A 20,588-nucleotide genomic window follows, 5' to 3' on the forward strand; every position below is an offset into this window, starting at 1 on the left:
GCATGCCGCGCGCCTTCTGTCGTGCCTCTCGCGGCTGGTCCTCCGGTCGTCCGACCGGGGTCGGAACCGGGTGCCGCCCGGGCTCGTTCATGCCGAGCCGGAGGAGACGCTCGATGCTGAAATACGCCGTCGTGTTGCTGGTCGTGTCGCTGATCGCCGGGGCGATCGGGCTGACGATCGTGTCGCGGATCGCCGCGCGCGTGTCGCTGGTGCTGTTCGGGCTGCTCTTTCTCGGCTTCCTGGCGCTGCTCGGCTTCGCCTATCTGCTCGGCGAGGCGTTCGAGGCCGGCCGCGCGGCGGCTCCTCTCGTCGCCGCCGTGACGACCGCCTGACCGGCTTGCGTCGATGTCCGGCGTCGTCGTATCGCTGCCGGCCATGCGCGAGATCGAGACCATCGTGGTCGGCGGCGGGCCGGCCGGCAGCACCTGCGCCCGTCGCCTGCGCCGGCACGGCCGCGACGTCGTCGTGCTCGACAAGGCGACCTTTCCCCGCCTCAAGCTGTGCGCCGGCTGGATCACCGAAAAAGTCCTGCGCGACCTCGAGATCGCGCCCGGCGACTATCCCCATCCGATGCTGCCGCTCGACATCCGCTCGCATCTGCGCGGCGTGCCGTTCGCCCTGCGCTGGTTCCCGACGCCGGGGAAGAACTACTCGATCCGCCGCATCGAGTTCGACGCCTGGCTGCTCGCCCGCTCCGGCGCCGAGGTGATCCGGCACGACGTGCGGTCGATCCGGCGCGAGGACGACCGCTGGATCGTCGACGACGCCTATGCGTGCCGTTGGCTGATCGGCGCCGGCGGGACGATGTGCCCGGTGCGGCGCGCCGTGTTCCCGGGCCAGCGGTCGAAGTCGCGCCAGATCGTCACGCTGGAGAAGGAGTTTTTCCATCCGGCCCGCGAGGACATCTGCCGGCTCTACTTCAAGCGCGGCCTCGTCGGCTACGCCTGGGTGGTGCCGAAGGGCGACGGCCACGTGAACATCGGTCTCGGCGCCAAGGCGAAGCATCTGCGCAAGAGCGGCACTGACATCCACGCCCATTTCCGTGCCTTCCTGGACGACTTGATCGCCGAAGGCCGGCTCGACGCGGCGACCGCGGCGGGCCTGAACGAGACCGGGCATCCCTATTACCTGTTCACCCGCGACGGCGCCGTGCGGGCCGACCATTGCCTGCTGATCGGCGACTCGGCCGGCCTCGCCACCATGGATCTCGGCGAGGGGATCGGCCCGGCGGTCGAGAGCGGCCTGATGGCGGCCGACGAGATCGTTGGGCAGGGCACCTGGGACAAGGGGAAGGTGACGCTGTTCTCGCTCGCAGGCCTTGCGCAGCGCCTGATGCGGGCCGCCAACCGCCGGCATCTTCCGGCGGCGTGATCAGGTGACAGGACGGTCGTGATCAGGTGTGCGGCGGGACGCCGATCGAAAAACCCTGGTTGATCGCCGCGAACATCTGATAGAAGCCGGACAGGACGACGAGCTCGACCAGCCCCTCGCGGCCGAACCGCTCGACCACACGCGCCTGCAGGGCGTCCGGCACCGCCTGCCAGGCGAGCGTGCGGCTCAGCACCGCGTGCAGGAGATCGTAGGGCTCGGGCAGGGCGCTCGCGTCGCCGGCGCCGACCGCGGTGATCACCGCCTCGGGCAGGCCGGCGGCGCGGGCGTGCGCCACATGGTCCTGCCATTCGAAGGCGGCGCCCGTCGCCTTGGCGACCGACAGCACAACGAACTGATAGGCTTGGCGCGGCAGCACACCCTCGAACTTCAGGAAGTAGCCGAGCGCCTCGATCCGACGCGCCAGCTCCGGATGGTTGAGGAGCGCCATGTAGGGGCCGCCGAAATGCTCGCCCTGCGCGTTCCGGCGTGCCGCCATCTCGTCGTGGAGCGCCTTGGCGGCGGGCGGCAGCGCGTCCGGGTCCATGATCAGCACGGTCATCGCGTCCCTCACTCGTGATAAGACCACGCCGCGACGCCGGCGGCGAAATCGTAGACCGGCGTCGGGCAGGCCTTGTCGGTCTTGACGTCGACGACCGCCGTGGTGCCGCAGGCGAGCGCCTGCGCGAACGTCTCGTCGAGCCGGGCCGGATCCGTGACCGTGAAGCCGCTGGCACCGAGCGCGCGGGCGAAGCCGGCCCAGTCGTGGTCGGGCAGCGAGGTCAGCGCCGCCGGCACCGGGCCTTCGGTGTGGGCGCGCAGCCAGACATTGCCGAGCGCGGCGTTGTTGAGCACGACATAGACGATCGGCATGCGGTGGCGCGCCGCCGTCTGCACCTCGATGCCGTGCATGTGCATGCAGCCGTCGCCGGTGACGACCGCGACGCGGCGGTCGGGCCGCGCGCACTGGACGCCGACCGCCGCCGGGATCGCCCAGCCCATCGGCCCGAGATTGGTGGCCGACACGTAGGTGCCGGGCTCGTAGGCCGTCCAGTGGTGGCCCATGAAGGCGCGGTGTGCGCCGGAATCGACCAGCACGATGCCGTCGCGGGGAAACGCGCGCCGCAGCGCCGTCACGGCGGTCGCCGGATGGATGGGGGCACCGGGCCGCGCGCAGGTGTCGGTGTCGTAGAAGCGCGGGGCCGCCTTGATCGTGTCGAGCCACGACCGCCGGGCGGCGCGACCGGCGTCCGCTGCCGCGCCGTCGTCGAGACGATTCCTCATCAGATCCAGGAAGGCGCGGGCGCTGCCCGGCACCGCATGCGTCACCTCGCAATGCGCGGTCAGCTCGTCCATGTCGGTGTTGACGTGGATGGCGGCGGCCTTGCTGCGGGCGCGCAGCGTCCAGTGCATGGTGTCGCGCTCGTTCAGGCCGGAGCCGAGCACGAGCAGCAGATCGAGATTTTCCGCGAACACGGCCGCGGTGGCGTGCCGCGTGCCGGCATAGCCGAACACGCCGAGCGACAGCGGATGATCCTCCGGAAAGACGTCCTTGGCGCGTAGCGTGGTGGCGACCGGGATGGCCCAGCGCTCGGCGACCTCCTTCAGCAGCGCCGCCGAGGCCGGATCGGCGACGCCGGCGCCGGCCAGGATCATCGCGCGGCGCGTCCGGCCGCCGGTGAGCGCCACCGTCAACGCGGCGAGTGCCGCTTCGGCCTGCGGCAGGCCGAGCGGCGCGAGGTCGGCGAAATAGGGGGACACCGGCGCATAGGCCGCGTCGACGTCGCCGGTCAGCACGTCGCGCGACAGCGACAGATGCACGGGTCCGCGCGGCCGCGCCAGCATCGTCGTCAGGCCGTGTCGCAGCCAGTGGTTCAGGCCGGCCGCGTCCGTGACGGTCGCCGACAGGCGGGTCAGCGGCCGCATCAGCGCGGTGTCGTCGAGGGTCGCTTGGCTGGCGTCCTGGAACGCGCCGAGCCCCTCCATGGCACGGGCGACCTCGCCGCTCAGCACCAGCACGGGCGACGAGTCGGTCCGCGCCGCCGCGACCGCGGTCGCCATGTTGGCGAGGCCGGGACCGCCGATGCCGACGACGGCCCCGAAGCGCCCGCTCGCCCGCGCGTAGCCGTCCGCCATGTAGGCGGCGCCGCCCTCGTGGGCGGCGACGATCGGGGTGAGGGCGGTCTGCCGGCCGATCGCCGGCAGCAAGGGGTCGATCAGGCCGCCCGGCACCATGAACAGATGGTCGAGCCCCTCGGCGGCGAGCGCCGCCAGGATGAAGTCCGTCCCCTTCGCCATGCCGGCCTCCTGTCGGCGGACCGGCTCGCGCCGGCCGTATGTGATGTCGGGTCGGCGCGACGGCGCGCGTCGAGGTGCCGTCACCAGGCGCGCAGCCGCGCCGACAGGCGAGCCGCGAAAGCGTCGGCGCGGGCCTGATCGGGGCGCTCGGCGCCGTAGAGCGACATCATCTCGAACCGGCATCCTGGCGCGCAACCGCCGACGATGGCGGTCTTCAGCACGCGCCGTACCGGGCGCCGCATCACCACGAGGTCGACCCACCAGGGCGAGCCGAGCGTCGTCACGGCGAGCATGTGGCGGAGGCCGGCGAGATGCGGCCGGATCGGGCCGTAGTCCGGCGTGTGCGTGAAGGCGACGCCGGGCGCCCACACCCGGTCGAACCAGCCCTTCAGCGCGGCCGGAAAGCCGAACCACCAGGTCGGGAACACCAGCACCACGGCCTCGGCGGCGACGAGCGCGTCGATCTCGGCGGCGACCTCGCTGCGGTCGTAGGCGCCCGTGTAGAAACTCGCCCGCTCGGCCTCGGTGAGGGCCGGCGGAAAGGGCGGGCGGTGGAGATCCCGCACCGTGACGGCGTGGCCCTGTCGGGTCAGCGTCTCGACCGCCGTGCGGGCGAAGGCGGCGCACAGGCTCGTCTCCAGTGGATGGGCGACGACGACCAGGCAGTTCACGACGTCGCCCCCCTCCGGCTTCCTCACTCCGCGGCCGGCTCGTCCGGTCGCTCGATGCGGCCGCGCCGCTGCAGCCACAGGCCGATCTGCCAGCACAGCATCGCCCAGGCGGCGCCCAGACACCAGCCGGCCAGCACGTCGCTCGGCCAGTGGACGCCGAGATAGACGCGGCTCGCCCCGATCGCGAGCGTCAGCGCGATCGCCGTGCCGATCACATAGGCCTTGACGCGTCGGCGCCGGCCGATCCGCGCCAGCAGCACGCCGAGCGTCAGGAACACGACGGCCGACGCGGTCGCGTGGCCGCTCGGGAACGAGTAGGTCGAGACATCGACCATGTGGGCGACGAGATCGGGCCGCGGCCGGGCGACGACGAGCTTGATGCCGTCGATCAGCAGCGCCCCGCCGGCGACCGAGACGAGCACGAACAGCGCGGCGGCGCGCTTGCCGTCGATCACCAGATAGCCGAGCACCAGCACGGTCAGCAGGGTGAGCACCGTGACGCTGCCGAGCGCGGTGAGGTCGCGGATCGCCTTCTCGAGCCAGGCCGGGCCGACCGGATCGGCGAGGTCGGCCGGATTGCGGAGGAACGTCAGGATCGCCTCGTCGAAGACGTGGTTGTGACCCTCGACCACCTCCTCGGCGATCTCGACGAAGCCGAACAGCGCCGCCGCGACCAGGAACAGGGTCAGGAGCGGCGCGAGCTCCGACCACGCGCGCGGCCGCAGCGCAATCGCTGCGCGCGGCATCAGACGTTGCAGCACGAGTCCTCCAGCCTGGTGGCGCCGGCCGCAGGATCGCGCCGACGGCGTGAAAGCTCCGGCGCCGCGGCGCGTCCGATCAGATCAGGCAGCGGCCGGTACGCCACAGCCGGGACTTCGCCCGCGACGCCGCCCAGAAGCTCGGCAGCGGCCCGGTGAGAACCCGGTAGTCGTAGGGGAAGGGGCGCGTCGGCAGGCTGTAGTTCCACACCTGGCAGATGCCGGTCGACCAGCGGATCACCCGATAGGCGGCGTGCGCCGGCTCGGCCGTCACGAGCCCGGCGAGCAGCGTCGCAGCGAGGAGAGTCACGGTGCGGGTCATCGCGTCCTCCTGTGTCGTGAACCACACGAGTGTACCGCGGTTCCGGCGGTGGCGGAATGCCGCAAGACCCCGGGGGCGGTGCTCTTCCCTCACGGCGAGGTGAGGCCGCGCCACAGGCGCAGCAGGAGCCCGGTGTCGCGGGCCAGCGGGATCGCCGCCGCGGCTTCGATCGGGCGCGGTGTCACCGGCGCGGCGACCGGCGGGTCGGCCGGCGCGAGCGGGGTCGCGGCGTCGGCGAGGCCGCGGCCGGCGAGACCGTCGAGGAACGCCTGCTCCCACGGCAACGCCAGGACGGCGACGGCCGCCTCGATCGGCAGCCAGTCGACGGCCCGCACATCGCGCATCAGCGGCCGCGGCGGCGCGTCGAGTGGCACCATGCGCCAGAACTGCGCGACCTTCACGGTGCCGCGGTTCGGATAGGAGATCACGCCGAGGAACTCGTGCACGGCGACCTCGTGTCCGGTCTCCTCGATCACCTCGCGCCTTGCGCCGTCGATCGGCGCCTCGCCGGCGTCGAGCTTGCCCTTGGGCAGCACCCAGACGCGGTCCTTGCGGCGCTGGACGACGGCGACGAGCGGGGTCGCGCCGGGGCGGACGACGATGCCACCCGCCGCCACGATATGTCTGCGTGCCATGCCGGGTCCGCCGCCGCCTGATCCGTCGTGTCGAGAACTCCGGCACCATACCAGAGAATGGGGCGATGCCGCGGCGGTGCCGCGACCGAGCCGGGGAGGGCGTCGCCGTCAGCTCCGGTCCTCGCGCGCGAGCGTGTCGATCAGGGCCTCGATCTCGGGCGGCCGCGTCGTCAGCCCGGCGGCGCCGGCCCGCGACAGCACCGGCCGCAGGCGCGACCGGGTGAAGGCCTGCGGCTGCAGGTGCACGGGCACGATGCCCTCGAACACCAGCACCAGGAGGACGGCGCCGAGGCCGATGCGGCCGGCCCCCAGCGTCGCGCCGGCGAGGCGGTCGCGCAGCGACACGACCGGGGCGACGAAGGCCGCGACGGCGCTGCCCGGTCGCGCTCCGGATCCGGGGTCCGTCACCCGGTGTCCGTCACCCGGTGTCCGTCACCCGGGGGTCGGTCATCCCGGGCCAGCCGGCGGCGGACGGCGCAGCAGCGCCCAGTGGACCAGCACCGACAGGCCGGCCGGCACCAGAACCACGGCGTCGACGAACAGCGCGATACCGAGCATCAGATTGCGCCCGAACGGGGTGTGCTCGCCGTGGATCGCGTAGCCGAGCAGCGCAGCGCCGATCGCGAGCAGCAGGGTGAGGAGCAGCACGGCGGTCCACCGCACGACCTGCGGGCTCCACCGCCAGCCCGTCGCCGCGGCGAAGACGACGGCGACGATGACGACGGCGGCCGCGAACATCGCCACGGCGGCAGGCGGGTCGCCGATGTCGAGCGCCGTGACGGCGCCGAACTGCAGCGGTCCGATCATCCCCAGTGACACGGCGAGGCCGATCGCGACGCGAGCGGGCGCCCGCGTCACGCGCGGCTTCCGGGCACGGCCGCATCGGCGCCGACGTCAGGTCCGAAGCCTCTCCGCCGTCGTGCTCCGCGCAAGCGGAGCACCCGGCACGCCGCAGCTTCTCGGCTGACTTGACGAAGGCCGGTGGATGCCGGGTCGTCCGCCGGCGCGAGATCATTGCAGAGGCGCGTCGTCGTTCCGGGGCGGCGCGAAAGCGCCGAGCCCGGAACCGATAACCTCTGCTTACCCGTCACTTCAGGTTCCCGCAGAACCGCTGGATGCGCTCGCAGGCGGCCTGCAGGGCGCTCGTCGCCGTGGCGTAGGAGATGCGGAAATTGGGGCCGTGACCGAAGGCCGAGCCCTGCACCACCGCGACGCCTTCCGCCTCCAGGAGCTCGGTGACGAAATCCTGGTCGGTCTCGATGCGCTTGCCCGACGGGGCGACCTTGCCGATCGTCCCGGCGCAGGACGGGAACACGTAGAAGGCGCCCTCCGGGGTCGGGCAGTCGATCCCGTTCGCCTGGTTGAGCATCGAGACGACGAGGTCGCGGCGCTCCTTGAACACCGCGTTGTGCGCCGGGATGAAGTCCTTCGGCCCGTTGAGCGCCTCGACCGAGGCCCACTGGGCGATCGAGCTCGGGTTCGAGGTCGACTGCGACTGGATGGTCGCCATCGCCTGGATCAGCGGCTCGGGGCCGCCGGCGAAGCCGATGCGCCAGCCGGTCATGCAATAGGCCTTCGACACGCCGTTGACCGTCAGGGTGCGGTCGTACAGCCCGGGCTCGACCTGGGCCGGCGTGGTGAACACGAAGTCGTCGTAGACGAGGTGCTCGTACATGTCGTCGGTCATCACCCACACATGCGGGTGACGCAGCAGCACGTCGGTGAGCGCCTTCAGCTCGGCGCGCGTGTAGGCGGCGCCGCTCGGGTTCGAGGGCGAGTTCAGCAGCAGCCACTTGGTCTTCGGGCCGATGGCGTGCTCCAGCGCCTCGGCCGTCAGCTTGAAGCCCGAGGCTTGCGTGGTCGGCACCTCGACCGGGGTGCCGCCGGCGAGCAGCACCATCTCCGGGTAGCTGACCCAGTAGGGTGCCGGGACGATCACCTCGTCGCCGGGGTTCAGGGTCGCCATGAAGGCGTTGTAGAGAACCTGCTTGCCGCCGGTGCCGACCGAGATCTGCGAGGGCTTGTACTTGAGGCCGTTCTCGGTCTCGAACTTGCGGGCGACCGCCGCCTTCAGCTCGGGGATGCCGTCGACATTCGTGTACTTCGTCTTGCCGTCGCGGATCGCCTTGATGGCGGCGTCCTTGATGTTGTCCGGCGTGTCGAAGTCGGGCTCGCCCGAGCCGAGACCGATCACGTCCCGGCCCGCCGCTTTGAGGGCACGCGCCTTGTCGGCCACCGCGATGGTCGCGGACGGCTTGATGCGGGCGAGCGAGTCGGCGAGGAAGGCCATTGTCGAAGCTCCTGGTTCAGGCGCCGAGTGTCGTAGAGCGCGGGCGCCGCCGGGGCAAGGGGCGGCGTGACCGGAGCGAACGCTTCGACCTCTCCCCGTGCGTGGGAAGAGCTCGACGTTCGCGCAGCGGGCACGGCTGTCGGGTGGGGGGCGTTTCGTGGATCCGGAGGCGCCCCGCGCCCACGCTTCACGCCGCTCCATGGCGCCACCCTCTTGTCGTGCAACGGCGCGATTCCGCCCGCGATGCGAGAGAGGTGGCCCCGGCGCCGGTGCGCCGCCCGCCGCCGCCGCGCGGCACGGATGCGGGCCGGAGCGAACCCGCTCCCGAAGCGCGTCCATGTGGTGCCCTCTTTCCACCCGGGCCGCCGCCGAGCACCTGACGATTCTCCTCGGCACGATCGTGAGTCTCGCGCTGCTGATCACGATCTTGTGGCGATGCAAAAACGATCGCCGACATTGCTGCGCTGCCTTCCGCTTCTCCGATCGAACCACTGGCGAAACTTCGGCCGCGTCCTAATTGAAGTCGCAATTCGAGCATGCAATGCTGGTTGCGTCCGCAAGGGGCTCTCGCCGTCACGGACACCCTACGACCCATTTTCCCGCCCCGAGTCAGGGGGCCTGGAAGCCGGTGCTCGGGTCTTCGCGCGGCGATGTCGGTGACGACGTGGGTGCGCGTGACGTTGTCGCGATGCGCGCGGACGACCGGCGGTGCGGTGCGTCAGTCAGGATGGGTGAATGGGTGCGACGGGCGGGAGCCGCGGACGGGAACGCATGTACACGCTCTACTCGATGCAGCGATCGGGGAACTGCTACAAGGTCCGCCTCGCGCTGACCCAGCTGCGCATTCCCTATCGACTGGTCGAGATCGACGTGCTCAAGGGCGAGAACCGCACGCCCGAGTTCCGCGCCAAGAATCCGAGCGGCCGGGTGCCGCTGCTCGAGGTCGCGGCCGGCCGCTGGCTGCCCGAATCGAACGCCATCCTGTGGTACATCGCCGGCGGCACGCCGCTCGCGCCGGAGGATCGCTTCGAGCGCGCCGAGGCGCTGCGCTGGATGTTCTTCGAGCAGAACAGCATGGAGCCGAGCATCGGCGCCGCCTATTTCTGGCTGACGCTGGTGCGCGGCGGCCGCGATCTGAAGATGCACGAGATCGAGGGCTGGACCGAGGCCGGCTACGGCGCGCTCGGCGTGATGGAGGAGCACCTCGAGGCGAACCGCTTCTTCGCCGCCGACCGCTACACCATCGCCGACATCGCGCTCTACGCCTACACGCACATCGCCGACCAGGCCGGCTTCGATCTCGCCGGCTATCCGGCGATCCGGCGCTGGCTCGCCCGCGTCGCGCGCCAGCCGCGCCACGTGACGATGCTGGAGGACGTGCCCGGCGCCCTCGTGGCGGCCGGATGACGATCCCTTCCCGCGACGACGACGACCAGCCGCCGACATCCGGGTGAGACATCCGGGTGGGAATGTCGGGTGAGAATCATCGGGGGGCACGATGCCGAGGCCATGGTCCGCGCACGCCGTCTACGGCACCACCGCACGCGTCCTGCATTGGACCATGGCGGTCCTGATTCTGGTCCAGGCGACGATCGGCATCGTGATGACCTGGGCGCCGGAAGGCAGCACGCTCGCCGGGCTCTCGACGGCGCTGTCGTTCTACGACGTCCACAAGCTGCTCGGCGTGGCGCTGCTCGCCCTGGTGCTGGTGCGCCTCGCCAACCGGATCGGCCAGGGCGTTCCGGCCGAAGACCCGAGCATCGCCGCCTGGCAGGCCGAGACCGCCAACATCGTCCACACCTGGATGTATCTCCTGCTGATCGTCGTGCCGCTGCTCGGCTGGATCGGCGTCTCGCTCTATCCGGCCCTGACGGCGTTCGGCATCACGCTGCCGGCCCTGACGGCGCCGGACCAGAAGATGTCGGAGCCGGTGTTCGTCGCCCACGCGGTCGCCGCCTTCGTGCTGATCGGGCTGGTGCTGGTTCATGTCGGCGCCGCGCTGTTCCACGCGCTGATCCGTCAGGACGGCGTCTTCCGCCGCATGTGGCCGCGCGACGAGGAGGCGTAGCCGCCACGCCGGTCGCTCACGGCCGGTGCAGGCAGGCGAGGCGGCGCAGCAGATCGCGCGCGTCCGGCGGGATGCCGCTCGTCTCGGCGGCGTTTCGCGTGGCGGTCGCGCAGGAGATCCAGAAATAGGTCGCGGTCGGATCGACGACGAGGCGGGTCGGCGCGAAGCCCGGCGCGATCAGCACCGACAGGTAGGGCGTCGTCGAGTTCCAGGCGAGCCGCTGCAGCGCCGGGGCGATGCGGGTGGCCGAGACGAAGCGCGGATCGCCGAGCGCCGGGTCCGACGCCGTGCCGGTCGCGAGCCGCCGGACCGCGTCCGCATAGTCGCGCCAGGCGAGGACGAACTTCGTCGTCTCCACCGCGTGGATCAGCATCACCAGCAGGAGCGCGCCGGCCGCGATCACCGGGCCGATGCGGCGCGCGCGCATCGCGAGATCGGCGGCGGGCCGGCGCAGCCAGGTCGGCAGCCGGCCCTCGTCGTCGAGCGTCCTCACGACGGCGAGACCGGCCAGCACGGGCGGACCGATCAGCAGCACGGTGCGCAGCGGATAGCGGTTCTCGGCGAGCAGCGCCCGGTCGAGCACGAGCCAATAGGCGACGAGCAGCAGAACGGTCGCGCCGAAGGCGCACGCGACCGCCGCCGCGATCCCGATCCGGCGCAGCGCGCCGGCGAGACCGGCGAAGATCGCGACCGCCGCGGCGATCAGCAGCACGACGGGATCGAGCAGATTGTCCGGATCGACGAAGCGGAACGCCGCCGTGGTCAGCACGGCACTGATGTAGTCGTCGGGACGGATCGTGAGCTTCACCACGGCCCACGCGGCGAGCGCCACGGCCAGCGCCGCCGCGGTCCGGAGAAACCGGGTCGTGCGAGGACCACGCAGCGCCTGCACGGCGAGGATCGCGGCCGCCAGCACAACCCCGCCCTCGTGGGTGAAGACGAGCGCCAGCAGCGCCGCCGCGATCGCGAGAGTGGCGCCGCGCGTCAGCGGCGCGCCGTGACACAGCGCGAGCGTCGGCCAGAACACCGCGTGCGCCATCCACATCTCGGTGGGGCAGGGGAACACCAGCGGGCAGAGAAGGGCGGTCGACAGGCAGGCGGCGACGAAGATACGGCGCCCGGGCGTGCGGTCGACCACGACGGTCGCGCCGAGCCCGAGGAGCGGTGCGGCGAAGAGCAGCAGCCCGTAGAGCACGATGCCGGCGTGCGCGGACCCGGTCGGTCCGACCGACGCCTCGGCCGGGAGATGCGCGACGACATGCGTGACGAGGCGGCCCGGGATGTTGTGCCAGTGGAAGCCCCAGGTGTCGCGGACCGCGACGGCGTAGGAGAAGAGCGCCCCGTCGCCCCAGACCTGCAGATCGGCGCCGAGCCCGACCCCGACGAAGGCGAGCGCCCACGTGAGGCCGGCGCCGACGACGAGTCCGCGCAGGTCCGTCATCGGCAGGTCCGTCATGGCAGGCATGCGAGAGTCGATCGGGCGGGTCACGCCGGCGATCATCGAGGCGGCGCGGCGGATTTCAAGCCCTTTCGGCATAGATCGGCGACGCCGTCGGGATGATCACCAATCCCCCTGGGCGAGGGCGAGACGCCTCGCGGTGAATCGAAGACGAGTGCCGTCGCCGCAATTTGAATCAGTTCGCCGCACGAAAGTAACGGCTTCTCATTTGTTGGAACACAATGATCACGGTGTCCGGGGCACGCCCGGGCGCGGCCCCGTCCTTCTCCAGTCGAACCGATTCCTCGTCACGATGCAAAAGTCGTTCTTCGAAAAACACTGGCACGAGCTCACGCCGGACGAGCTCGCCGACGCCCATGTGGTCTATCACCAGGCGCTGGTGCGCTTCTTCAAGGCGCTGGGCGAGAACCCGTTCACGCCGGAGAACCACGCACGGCTCGAGCGCATCTCCTCGGCCAGCGCCGCCCACTGCCGCCGCTCCGCGGCCCGCGCGCGACGTCTGCGGATGCAGTGACGCCGTCCGGCATCGGCGCGGGTCACGGCGCCGCGGGCCTCAGCCGCCGCGAGGGGCGGCCGCGCCGAGGCCGTAGATGAGCAGCAGCAGGGCGCGCCGCAGCCGGTCGAGACCGCTCTCCACGTCGACCGTGCCGTCCGACAGCCAGCGCCGCAGCTCGACCTGATAGATGCAGAAGATCGTCCAGCCGACGAACGCGGTCGTCTCGTCGATCGTGATCTCGCCGCGCTCGGCTGCGAGACGGACGACCTCGCCGAGCAGCTCGATCAGCGCTTCGCGGGTCTTCCGGAACGAGCCGGCCTGCGCGCCGCTGTCGTAGAACGTCATCTCGCGCAGCACGAGGCGCGACAGTTCCGGCTGCCGCTCGAAGAAGGCGTAGTGCGGCCGGAACACCGCGAGGAGATTGTCGATCAGGGCGGCGTTCGAATCGACGGCGGCGGCGGCCGCGCCCGCGACCTCGTCGAGGCCTTCGTTGGCGATCAGGAACAGCAGGTCGCGTTTGTTGGCGGCGTAGATGAAGACGGTGCCGAGGCCGACCTCGGCCTGCGTGGCGATCTGGCGGATCGTCGTGTCGTCGAAACCCTTCGAGACGAACAGCTCGCGCGCCGCCTCCTTGATCCGGCGGAGCTTGTCCTCCTTGTTCCTCTCCCGGCGTCCCGGTTTGCCGCGAGCCGCCGGGCCCGCGTCCTCGGACGCGGGCTCCCGCCCGGCCTGCTCTCGTGTGTCTCGCTCCACCATCGCTCCGGTCCACATCCGTACAAACCCGGCCGCGGTGTCCGCCGCGGCCTGACGTCTTGACACGAAAGTGAACACGTTCAAAAATGAACGCGTTCAATAAAGACGCCGCTCTCCTTGTAGCCGGAGAAAACCGCGGTGTCGCCTCGGGAAGAAACGCTAGCGCCGGGGATCTCGTGTCCACGGCCGGGAGACGACGGATGAGACAAACGCAACGACCGCGACGCCGCGATCTCTACCCGACGGCCGGAGCCCTCCCGGCCTATCGACCACACCCCCACGAGTAGTCACGGGCCGGGCCCCTGACCGGCCGGTTTCGGAGCAGCGCACGACGCGCGCCGCTTCGACGAGCCCCTGTGTCGATTTCTCTGTGTCGATCCCGAACGCGGCGCTGCCGCAGGTGTGGGAGGCGGAGTCATGACGACGCTCGACCTTCCCGACCCGTCCGGCTTCGCCCGATCACGCCGCGGCTGCACCTCCGTGCTCCGCTCGTCCGCCGCATCAACCGACAGACTGCTCCGGGAGAGTCGCGCATGTCCGACGCGATCCTGACAAGACCCGCCTGCTCGAAGGTCGACGACGTGGTCGCCCGCATCGAGCGATTGCCGATCTCGCTGTGGCACGTGAAGACCCGCGTCGTGGTCGGCGTCGCCACCTTCTTCGACGCCTTCGACGGCCTCGCCATCGCCTTCGTGCTGCCGGTGCTCGCGCCGCTGTGGAAGCTCACGCCGCCGCAAATCGGCCTGATGATCTCGGTCGGCTATGTCGGCCAGCTCGCCGGCGCGCTGCTCTTCGGCTGGGTCGCCCAGCGATTCGGCCGTGTCCGAGCGATGGTGTGGTCGGTGCTGGTGCTGTCGATCATGAGCCTCGCCTGCGCGTTCGCCTGGAACTACGAGTCGCTCCTCGTGTTCCGCGCCGTCCAGGGCATCGGCCTCGGCGGCGAGGTGCCGATCGCCGCCGTCTACATCAGCGAGATCGCCAAGGCCAAGGGACGCGGACGCTTCGTGCTGCTCTACGAGCTGATCTTCCCGATCGGCCTCGTCTCGGCCGGGTTTCTCGGCAGCTGGATCGTGCCGACCTTCGGCTGGCAGTACATGTTCGTGATCGGTGCGCTGCCGGCGATCCTGGCCGTGTTCATGCAGCGCCTGCTGCCCGAGTCGCCGCGCTGGCTGGCGGCGCGCGGCCGCGATCAGGAGGCCGAGGCGGCGCTCGCGCACATCGAGGCCGAGACGGCACGGGCGACCGGTGCGCCGCTGCCGCCCGTGCAGCCCGTGGTCGTCACCCACGAGAAGCCGGCCTCGTGGGCCGATCTGTTCGGGCCGCATTATCTGCGCCGGACGCTGGTCGTGTGGACGATCTGGTTCGCCGCCTTCATCGTCACGTTTGGCCTCGTCGTGTGGGTGCCGACCATGTACCGCACGGTGTTCCATCTGCCGCTGGCGCAGTCGCTCCAGTACGGCCTGATCACCCAGATCGTCGGGCTGTTCGGGACGCTCACCTGCGCCCTCACCATCGATCACGTCGGCCGGCGGCCGTGGTTCGCGGTCGCCTTCGCCGGCGTGGCGCTGGCGCTCGGCTCGCTGTGGCTGTTCGGCGCCGGCAGTCCGGAGCGCGTTCTGGTACTGGTCAGCACCGCGTTCTTCTGCTCGTCGGTGCTCTCCATCGGCATCTATCTCTACACGCCCGAGCTCTACCCGACGCGCGTCCGCGCCATCGGGGTCGGCGCCGGCGGAGCGTGGCGCAACCTCGCCTCGATGATCGGCCCGACCATGGTCGGCATGATGATCGCCGGCGGGCTGGAGAACGTCTTCCTCGCCTTCGGTGCGGTGGCGGCGGTGGCCTGCGTCGTCGTCGCGATCTTCGCCGTCGAGACCAAGGGCCGGGTGCTCGAGGACATCTCGCCCTGACTGGCGTTTCCGCTGCGGTGCCCGGCCGGCGCCGCGTGATCCGGGCCGCCCGTCACGGGCGGGCGGCCGCTCTCCCGAGAGGTTCCGTTTCGCCATGACCGCTTCGAATCGCCCCGCCGGGCTGCCCCATTCCGCCGATCGTCCGCCCGTCGCCTACGACCGCGCGCCGACCCATTCCGGTCTGATCGCCGAGCGCGACGTCGCCGTGCCGATGCGCGACGGCGTCGCTCTCTCGGTCGACGTCTATCGTCCCGACACCGACGAGAAGCTGCCGGTGCTGCTCGCCTTCTCGATCTACAACAAGGATCTGCAGGGCCCCGACGTCGCCGCCACGCTGCCGCCGCAGCCGGCCTGGTCGTCGCTGTGGGCCGGCCTGCTCGAAGCGGGCGACACCAAGTACTTCGTTTCGCGCGGCTACGTGCACGTCATCGGCTCGCCCCGCAACGTCGGCAAGTCCGACAGCGGCGGCTCGCGCCTGTTCGACAGCTACGACCTGATCGAGTGGATCGCGCAGCAGCCGTGGTGCGACGGCAATGTCGGCATGGTCGGCATCTCCGGGTTCGGTGCCGAGCAGCTCCATGTCGCGCGCCAGAAGCCGCCGCATCTGAAGGCGATCTTCCCGCTCGATCCGCGCGGCGCCTACGGCGTGCTGGGCAGCTTCCGCGAGGAGTATCCGGGCGGCGTGCTGCATCTCTTCCGTTATCTGATCATGCATTTTGCCGCGATCCACGGGAGCCGCGGCAAGCCGGGTGCGCTGCCGCCGGAGCGCGAGGCGCTGTGGCAGGAGGCGATGCGCAATCCCGACTACCGGATGTATCCGCACATCCTCAACGTGCTGACCCAGAAGGGCCAGCACATGCCGCCTTACTTCGACCTGCTGATCGACCCCTACGACCGCGAGGAGGCGGTGCGCGAGGCGGAGGCGAAGCTCGCCGACATCACGGTGCCGACCTACACGGGCTCCGGCTGGTACGCCTACACGTACAAGACCCATCTGCAGGGCGCCCATAGCTACTACGAGAAGATCTCCGCGCCCAAGAAGCTGATGTTCGCCGGGCCCGCCCATCTCGAGCGCCCGTTCCACACCCTGCACGGCGAGATCCTGCGCTGGCACGATCATTGGCTCAAGGGTCTCGACACCGGCATCATGGACGAGCCGCCGGTGCGCTACTGGGTGATGGGCGCCGAGGAGTGGCGCGAGGGTGCCGACTGGCCGCTGCCCGAGACGCAGTGGACCAAGCTCTATCTCGATTCTTGGGAGCGGCTGCGCCCCGATCCCTTCGTGCCGTCGAGCGTCGACGACGAGCGGCCGCCGGACGCCTTCGTGCAGATGCCGCCGACCCAGACCAACAAGGTCGCCAGCTTGCGCTATCTCACCGATCCGCTGCCCGCCGATCTCCTGGTCGCCGGGCCGATGGTGCTCAATCTGTTCGCCGCGATCGACCAGGACGACACCAACTGGTTCGTCACCGTCAAGGATGTCGGGCCGGACGTGTCGGTGCGCTCGGTGCGCGAGGGCGAGCGCGAGATCCCGGCCGATCTGCCGGAGCGCGAGGTGACGCGCGGCTGGCTCAAGGCGTCGCACCGGGCGGTCGATCCGGAGCGCTCGACGCCGTGGCGGCCGTGGCACCCGCTCACCCGCGCTGCCCAGCAAAAAGTGGTGCCCGGCGAGGTGACCGAATACGCGATCGAGATTCTCGCCACCGCCAACCTGTTCCGGCGCGGCCACCGCATCTGCGTCGAGATCGCCAGCGCCGACATGCCGACCGGCGTCGGCGGCGCCACCAATGCCGAATACGTGCCGAACCACATCGTCTCCAGCCGGACCACGCTGCACAGAATCTATCACGACGCCGCGCGGCCCTCGCATCTGCTGCTGCCCGTCATCCCGCAGGCGTGACCGTCAGGGGCGCGTCCGGTCGTCGTTCGAGATCAGAAAACAGGAGCCATCCTCATGACTGAGCAGGCCGCCCGCCCGGCCGTCGCGCCGGGGCCGGAGATCCGGCGTTTCCGTGTCGTCGTCACCGGTCACGACGCCGAGGGAAACTCGATCGTCGCGAGCGACGCCCCGTCGCCGCACGTGATGCCGATCATGGATCAGCCGAACTTCGCGGTGACGGATTTCTGGAAGACGTTCTCGACCCCGGCCGACAACGGCCCGGCGACGCAGGCCGATCCGTGCGGCCTGCCGATCCAGGTGGCGCCGCCGGCCGGCGGCAGCGTCTTCCGCGTCGTGCAGTTTCCGCCCGACGCGGACTGGGCCGCCAAGGCGGCCGCGATGGGGGGCGCCGTGGCGATCGACGCGACCGCGAAGTCGGCCAGCAAGGGCGGCGAGGTCCGTCATGCCCACATGCACCGCACCCGCTCGATCGACTACGCCATCGTGCTGTCGGGCGAGATCTGGGCCGTGATGGATGTCGGCGAGACCAAGCTCGTCGCCGGCGACATGCTGGTCCAGCGGGGCACCAACCACGCCTGGGCCAACCGCTCGGGCGAGCCCTGCATCGTCGCCTTCGTGCTGATCGACGCGCTGCCGCTGGAGTGAGTCCAAAGCCTGTTGATGCTGACTTTCTCCGTCACCCTGAGGCGCCCGGCGAAAGCCGGGACTCGAAGGGCGACGGCCCGGGGCCGCATCCTTCGAGGCTCGGCCTCCGGCCGAGCGCCTCAGGATGACGGTGAGAGTCAGACTGGAGGCCGTGCGTATGAGTCATGCCAGCCTCCAGACACTCCGACTCGCCATGGCCGCGCTCGTCGCGGCCATCCACGTCTTGACTGCCCTGCGTAAGAAAGAACGTGGATGGCCGGGACGAGCCCGGCCATGACCGGGAGATGTTTGGGTGCACATGACGTCTGCTATCAGTGTCCCTCGCGAGGAAAGGTCACTGGAAACACGCGCGGCGTCTCCTGATCAGAAGCGCGCCTTGAGGCCGCCGTAGACGGCGCGGCCGTCGCCGGGCAGGAAGGCGGCCTGGTCGGCGCGCGTCGCACGGCCGATCGTCAGCGTCGAGGCGGCGTAATTGGCGTCGAACAGGTTGCGCACCTCGGCGTAGCCGCTCCACCGCGCGTCGTACTTGTAGTGGGCCCGCATGTTGACGGTGGCGAACGCCTCCGAAAACAGCGTGTTGGCGTTGTCGACCGGCACGTCGTCCGGCACCCACTGGATCTCGCCCTCGACCCAGAGCTGCGGATTGATCGTGTAGCGCAGCGCGCCCAGGAAGACGTGGCGCGGCGCGCCGGCGATGCGGTTGTCGCCGTAGAGCGGATCGTTCCAGAAGCGGAAGTCCTGGAACGTGTAGGTGACGCGCGCGGTCAGCGCATCGGTGAGCCGCACGCGGCCGCCGAGCTCGACGCCGAAATGCCGAGTCTTGTCGGCGTTCACGGTCGAGAGCGCGCCGGAGATGTTGGTGGTGCGGATCAGCTCGTCCTCGATCCACGAATAGTAGGTCACCACGTCCCAGGCGAAGCGGTCGAAGGTGCCGCGCGTGCCGGTCTCGGCCGTGATCGAGCTCTGGCCCTTCAGGTCCGGCGTCGCGAAGCCGGTCGGGCTGGTGTTCGGCGTGCCGCCGGTCGCCTCCAGCAGATCGTCGAAGGTCGGCGCCTCGTAGGTGCGGCTCACCGCCGCGAACACGACGTTGCCGGGGGCGAGATCGTAGAGGAACGCCAGGCTCGGATTGAAGGCGTCGTAGGAGCGCGAGAAGCTGGTGTTGGTGGCGGCGACCGAGCCGGTGGCGCCCGAGACGGCGTTGATGGTCGGCCGCCGCGCCGCGCCGAACGTGTCGGTGTTGTCGCGCGTCGCCATCATGTAGGAGAGCGCCGGCGAGATCGTGACGGCGCCGACCGGCACGTTGAAGCCGGACCACACCGACAGCGTCTGCGCCTCGAGCTCGTTCGCCCCGAACGTCGTCGTCCTGGCGCTGCGATAGTTGTTGGCCCAGGTGCGGTCGGCGCTGCCGACCACGTACATGGCGGTCGTCTCGAACAGCGGCAGCGCCGCGGTCTTGTCGGGCCGATAGGCGTAGCGGGCCGAGGTGGTGAAGTCGCCGCCGTCGGTGATGCGATAGCCGGTGCCGACGGGGAAGCGGAACGTGTCGTCCGTGTAGGTGTAGCCGAGCGCGAGATCGAACACGTGCTCGCCATAGGTCGCGGTGGTGCGCGAGCCGATGCGCGCCTGCTCGGTGTCGCGGCGCGGCTTGTCGCGCAGCGCGTTGGGGCCGGGCTCGGTGGCGACGCCGTTCACCGTGATCGGTCCGGGCGCCGCCTGGGTCGGATCGGCCTTCATCCGGTTCCACGACAGCGGGCCGGCGATCTCGAAGCCGAGATCCGTGTAGCCGACGAACACGCGGGTCGCGATGGTGTCGTTGATCCTGGCGCCCGCATTGGCGCTGAAGATGGTGCGGTCGGAGCCGTTCCAGGTGCGGTAGCCGTCGCGCTGGTCGTAGGAGTACTGGACGAAGGCGTCATAGTCGCCCTTGCGGTCGCCGCCCTGCACCTGGGTGCGGACATAGCCGTAGCTGCCGCCCTCGACGCTCAGCTGGGCGCCGGGCGAGCCCGAGCCGGTCGGCGACACGAAGTTGATGGCGCCGCCCAGCACGGTGGCACCGAGCCGGTTCGCCGTGTAGCCGCGATAGACCTCGAAGAAGTCGGCCATCCGCGGGTCGATCAGCCCGACGATGTAGGAGCCGTCGGCGCGGTTGAGCGGCAGCCCGTCCTGCAGGATCAGGAGGCCGCGCTCGGTCGGGTTGGTCTGCTGGCCGGAGCCGCGGATGTGGATCTTCGGCTGGTCGTTGCCGCCGAGGAAGCTGTTGGCGATGACGCCCGGCACGATGTTGAGCGAATCCGCGATCGACACGTCGGAGCGTGCCTCGAGCTGACGCTGATCGACGACGGCGGTGCCGCCCGGGGTCGCCGCGAGCCTTCGGCGCGCCTCCGCCTCGGTGGTGGTCGCCGGGGCGCCCGGCTGGCCGCCCGCCGCCTCCACGACCAGCTCGTCGAGCGTCACGGTGGCGCCCGGCGCCGCCGACTGGGCGGGTGCGTCGGTCGGGGCGAGCCCCAGCGCGGCCGTGACGGCGAGGGCCGAGACGGCGGCGGAGAGCGCGGCGCGCGGCCGGGCGCGGCCGGCGAGCGGTGCCGGCGCATGCGGGATCATCGGCAGCGAATGGGCGGGCACGGTCGTCGGGCTCCGGGTGATCGACACGACACTCATCACGAACCGGCTCCTTTGCAATCCGGGTTTGTCCGGCCGCGCCGGGCAGGGCCGCCATTCGCGGTCCCCTGCGCTCCGCGGGTGACAGCGACGGCGGCCGGCGTCGGCGGTCCGGACGATGCGACGCCCGGCCCGGCGGGGCGGCCGGTGGCGACGGAGTTGAAATGCGGGGCTGGCGGGCGCGGACGAGGCGCTGGCTGGCGGGCGATCGCGGCGCGGGGGCGACGCCGGAACAAGCGTGTTGCCTTGAGTAGGAATTTGGCTTAGGGCGAGTCAAACCCTAATTACAAAGTTTAGAAACAATGAAAACTAAGTATCTCGATCTGAAGCGATTCAAAACTATAGCTATAAGCTGCATTG

Annotated in this window: 20 protein-coding genes; 8 read left to right on the plus strand and 12 right to left on the minus strand. The window is 70.6% G+C overall.

The genetic code is table 11. The features are described from left to right. Window positions 1–113: 113 nt before the first annotated feature. Together ACFSOX_RS04195 and ACFSOX_RS04200 are read left to right on the plus strand one after the other, a co-directional pair. Window positions 114–332, plus strand: a complete 219-nt coding sequence (locus ACFSOX_RS04195) for a DUF1328 domain-containing protein (protein ID WP_378476528.1) — start codon at window positions 114–116, stop codon at window positions 330–332. A gap of 13 nt (window positions 333–345) precedes the next feature. Then, entirely contained in the window at window positions 346–1,371 is a 1,026-nt protein-coding gene (locus ACFSOX_RS04200) for an NAD(P)/FAD-dependent oxidoreductase (protein ID WP_378476529.1), read from the plus strand. 22 nt (window positions 1,372–1,393) lie between these two features. Here ACFSOX_RS04200 and ACFSOX_RS04205 read toward each other — a convergent pair whose 3' ends face one another. The 9 genes from ACFSOX_RS04205 to ACFSOX_RS04245 all read right to left on the minus strand — a co-directional run bounded on the left by ACFSOX_RS04205 (window position 1,394) and on the right by ACFSOX_RS04245 (window position 8,342). After that, complete coding sequence (locus tag ACFSOX_RS04205; protein WP_378476530.1) at window positions 1,394–1,930, minus strand: carboxymuconolactone decarboxylase family protein; 537 nt, start codon at window positions 1,928–1,930, stop codon at window positions 1,394–1,396. A gap of 8 nt (window positions 1,931–1,938) precedes the next feature. Further along, on the minus strand, window positions 1,939–3,666 hold the full coding sequence (locus ACFSOX_RS04210) for a thiamine pyrophosphate-binding protein (protein ID WP_378476531.1): 1,728 nt from the start codon (window positions 3,664–3,666) through the stop codon (window positions 1,939–1,941). Between the two features lie 80 nt (window positions 3,667–3,746). After that, a complete protein-coding gene (locus ACFSOX_RS04215; protein ID WP_378476532.1) occupies window positions 3,747–4,364 on the minus strand; it encodes an NAD(P)H-dependent oxidoreductase in 618 nt (205 codons plus the stop codon). Then, a complete protein-coding gene (locus tag ACFSOX_RS04220) occupies window positions 4,361–5,098 on the minus strand; it encodes a phosphatase PAP2 family protein (RefSeq protein ID WP_378476533.1) in 738 nt (245 codons plus the stop codon). Before ACFSOX_RS04220 ends, ACFSOX_RS04215 begins: the two co-directional genes overlap by 4 nt. Window positions 5,099–5,174: 76 nt before the next feature. After that, complete coding sequence (locus ACFSOX_RS04225; RefSeq protein ID WP_378476534.1) at window positions 5,175–5,417, minus strand: hypothetical protein; 243 nt, start codon at window positions 5,415–5,417, stop codon at window positions 5,175–5,177. An 89-nt stretch (window positions 5,418–5,506) separates the two neighbouring features. Further along, complete coding sequence (locus ACFSOX_RS04230) at window positions 5,507–6,052, minus strand: NUDIX hydrolase (protein WP_378476535.1); 546 nt, start codon at window positions 6,050–6,052, stop codon at window positions 5,507–5,509. A 108-nt stretch (window positions 6,053–6,160) separates the two neighbouring features. Then, on the minus strand, window positions 6,161–6,460 hold the full coding sequence (locus tag ACFSOX_RS04235; RefSeq protein WP_378476536.1) for a hypothetical protein: 300 nt from the start codon (window positions 6,458–6,460) through the stop codon (window positions 6,161–6,163). 39 nt (window positions 6,461–6,499) lie between these two features. Beyond that, entirely contained in the window at window positions 6,500–6,910 is a 411-nt protein-coding gene (locus ACFSOX_RS04240; protein ID WP_378476537.1) for a hypothetical protein, read from the minus strand. 229 nt (window positions 6,911–7,139) lie between these two features. Further along, the gene (locus ACFSOX_RS04245; protein ID WP_378476538.1) at window positions 7,140–8,342 is read right to left on the minus strand and encodes a pyridoxal phosphate-dependent aminotransferase; all 1,203 of its coding nucleotides are present in this window, start codon (window positions 8,340–8,342) and stop codon (window positions 7,140–7,142) included. A gap of 771 nt (window positions 8,343–9,113) precedes the next feature. Between ACFSOX_RS04245 and ACFSOX_RS04250 the strand changes: the two genes are divergently transcribed. Next, window positions 9,114–9,749 (plus strand): glutathione S-transferase family protein, encoded by a 636-nt coding sequence (locus ACFSOX_RS04250; protein ID WP_378476539.1) that lies wholly within the window; start codon window positions 9,114–9,116, stop codon window positions 9,747–9,749. 91 nt (window positions 9,750–9,840) lie between these two features. Continuing rightward, window positions 9,841–10,410 (plus strand): cytochrome b, encoded by a 570-nt coding sequence (locus ACFSOX_RS04255; protein ID WP_378476540.1) that lies wholly within the window; start codon window positions 9,841–9,843, stop codon window positions 10,408–10,410. Between the two features lie 16 nt (window positions 10,411–10,426). Here ACFSOX_RS04255 and ACFSOX_RS04260 read toward each other — a convergent pair whose 3' ends face one another. Next, entirely contained in the window at window positions 10,427–11,875 is a 1,449-nt protein-coding gene (locus ACFSOX_RS04260) for a hypothetical protein (RefSeq protein ID WP_378476541.1), read from the minus strand. Window positions 11,876–12,161: 286 nt separating this feature from the next. Between ACFSOX_RS04260 and ACFSOX_RS04265 the strand changes: the two genes are divergently transcribed. After that, window positions 12,162–12,383 carry a hypothetical protein gene (locus tag ACFSOX_RS04265; RefSeq protein ID WP_378476542.1) on the plus strand — a complete coding sequence of 74 codons (222 nt, stop codon included), beginning with the start codon at window positions 12,162–12,164 and terminating at the stop codon, window positions 12,381–12,383. Window positions 12,384–12,422: 39 nt separating this feature from the next. Here ACFSOX_RS04265 and ACFSOX_RS04270 read toward each other — a convergent pair whose 3' ends face one another. Next, window positions 12,423–13,121: a TetR/AcrR family transcriptional regulator gene (locus ACFSOX_RS04270; protein WP_378476543.1), complete on the minus strand. Its 699-nt coding sequence runs from the start codon at window positions 13,119–13,121 to the stop codon at window positions 12,423–12,425. A 530-nt stretch (window positions 13,122–13,651) separates the two neighbouring features. On the opposite strand from ACFSOX_RS04270, the gene ACFSOX_RS04275 reads away from it, so the two are divergent. From ACFSOX_RS04275 to ACFSOX_RS04285, 3 genes are all read left to right on the plus strand, one after another. Continuing rightward, complete coding sequence (locus tag ACFSOX_RS04275; RefSeq protein ID WP_378476544.1) at window positions 13,652–15,025, plus strand: MFS transporter; 1,374 nt, start codon at window positions 13,652–13,654, stop codon at window positions 15,023–15,025. 94 nt (window positions 15,026–15,119) lie between these two features. Beyond that, complete coding sequence (locus ACFSOX_RS04280) at window positions 15,120–16,925, plus strand: CocE/NonD family hydrolase (RefSeq protein WP_378476545.1); 1,806 nt, start codon at window positions 15,120–15,122, stop codon at window positions 16,923–16,925. Between the two features lie 54 nt (window positions 16,926–16,979). Beyond that, window positions 16,980–17,570 (plus strand): cupin domain-containing protein, encoded by a 591-nt coding sequence (locus tag ACFSOX_RS04285; protein ID WP_378476546.1) that lies wholly within the window; start codon window positions 16,980–16,982, stop codon window positions 17,568–17,570. A 363-nt stretch (window positions 17,571–17,933) separates the two neighbouring features. On the opposite strand, the gene ACFSOX_RS04290 is transcribed toward ACFSOX_RS04285, so the two are convergent. Then, window positions 17,934–20,228, minus strand: coding sequence for a TonB-dependent receptor family protein (locus ACFSOX_RS04290; protein ID WP_378476547.1), 2,295 nt, complete (start codon window positions 20,226–20,228; stop codon window positions 17,934–17,936). Window positions 20,229–20,588 lie beyond the last annotated feature (360 nt).

This window comes from Rhodoplanes azumiensis (assembly GCF_042682915.1).
GTDB classification, from domain to species: Bacteria; Pseudomonadota; Alphaproteobacteria; order Rhizobiales; family Xanthobacteraceae; genus Rhodoplanes; species Rhodoplanes azumiensis.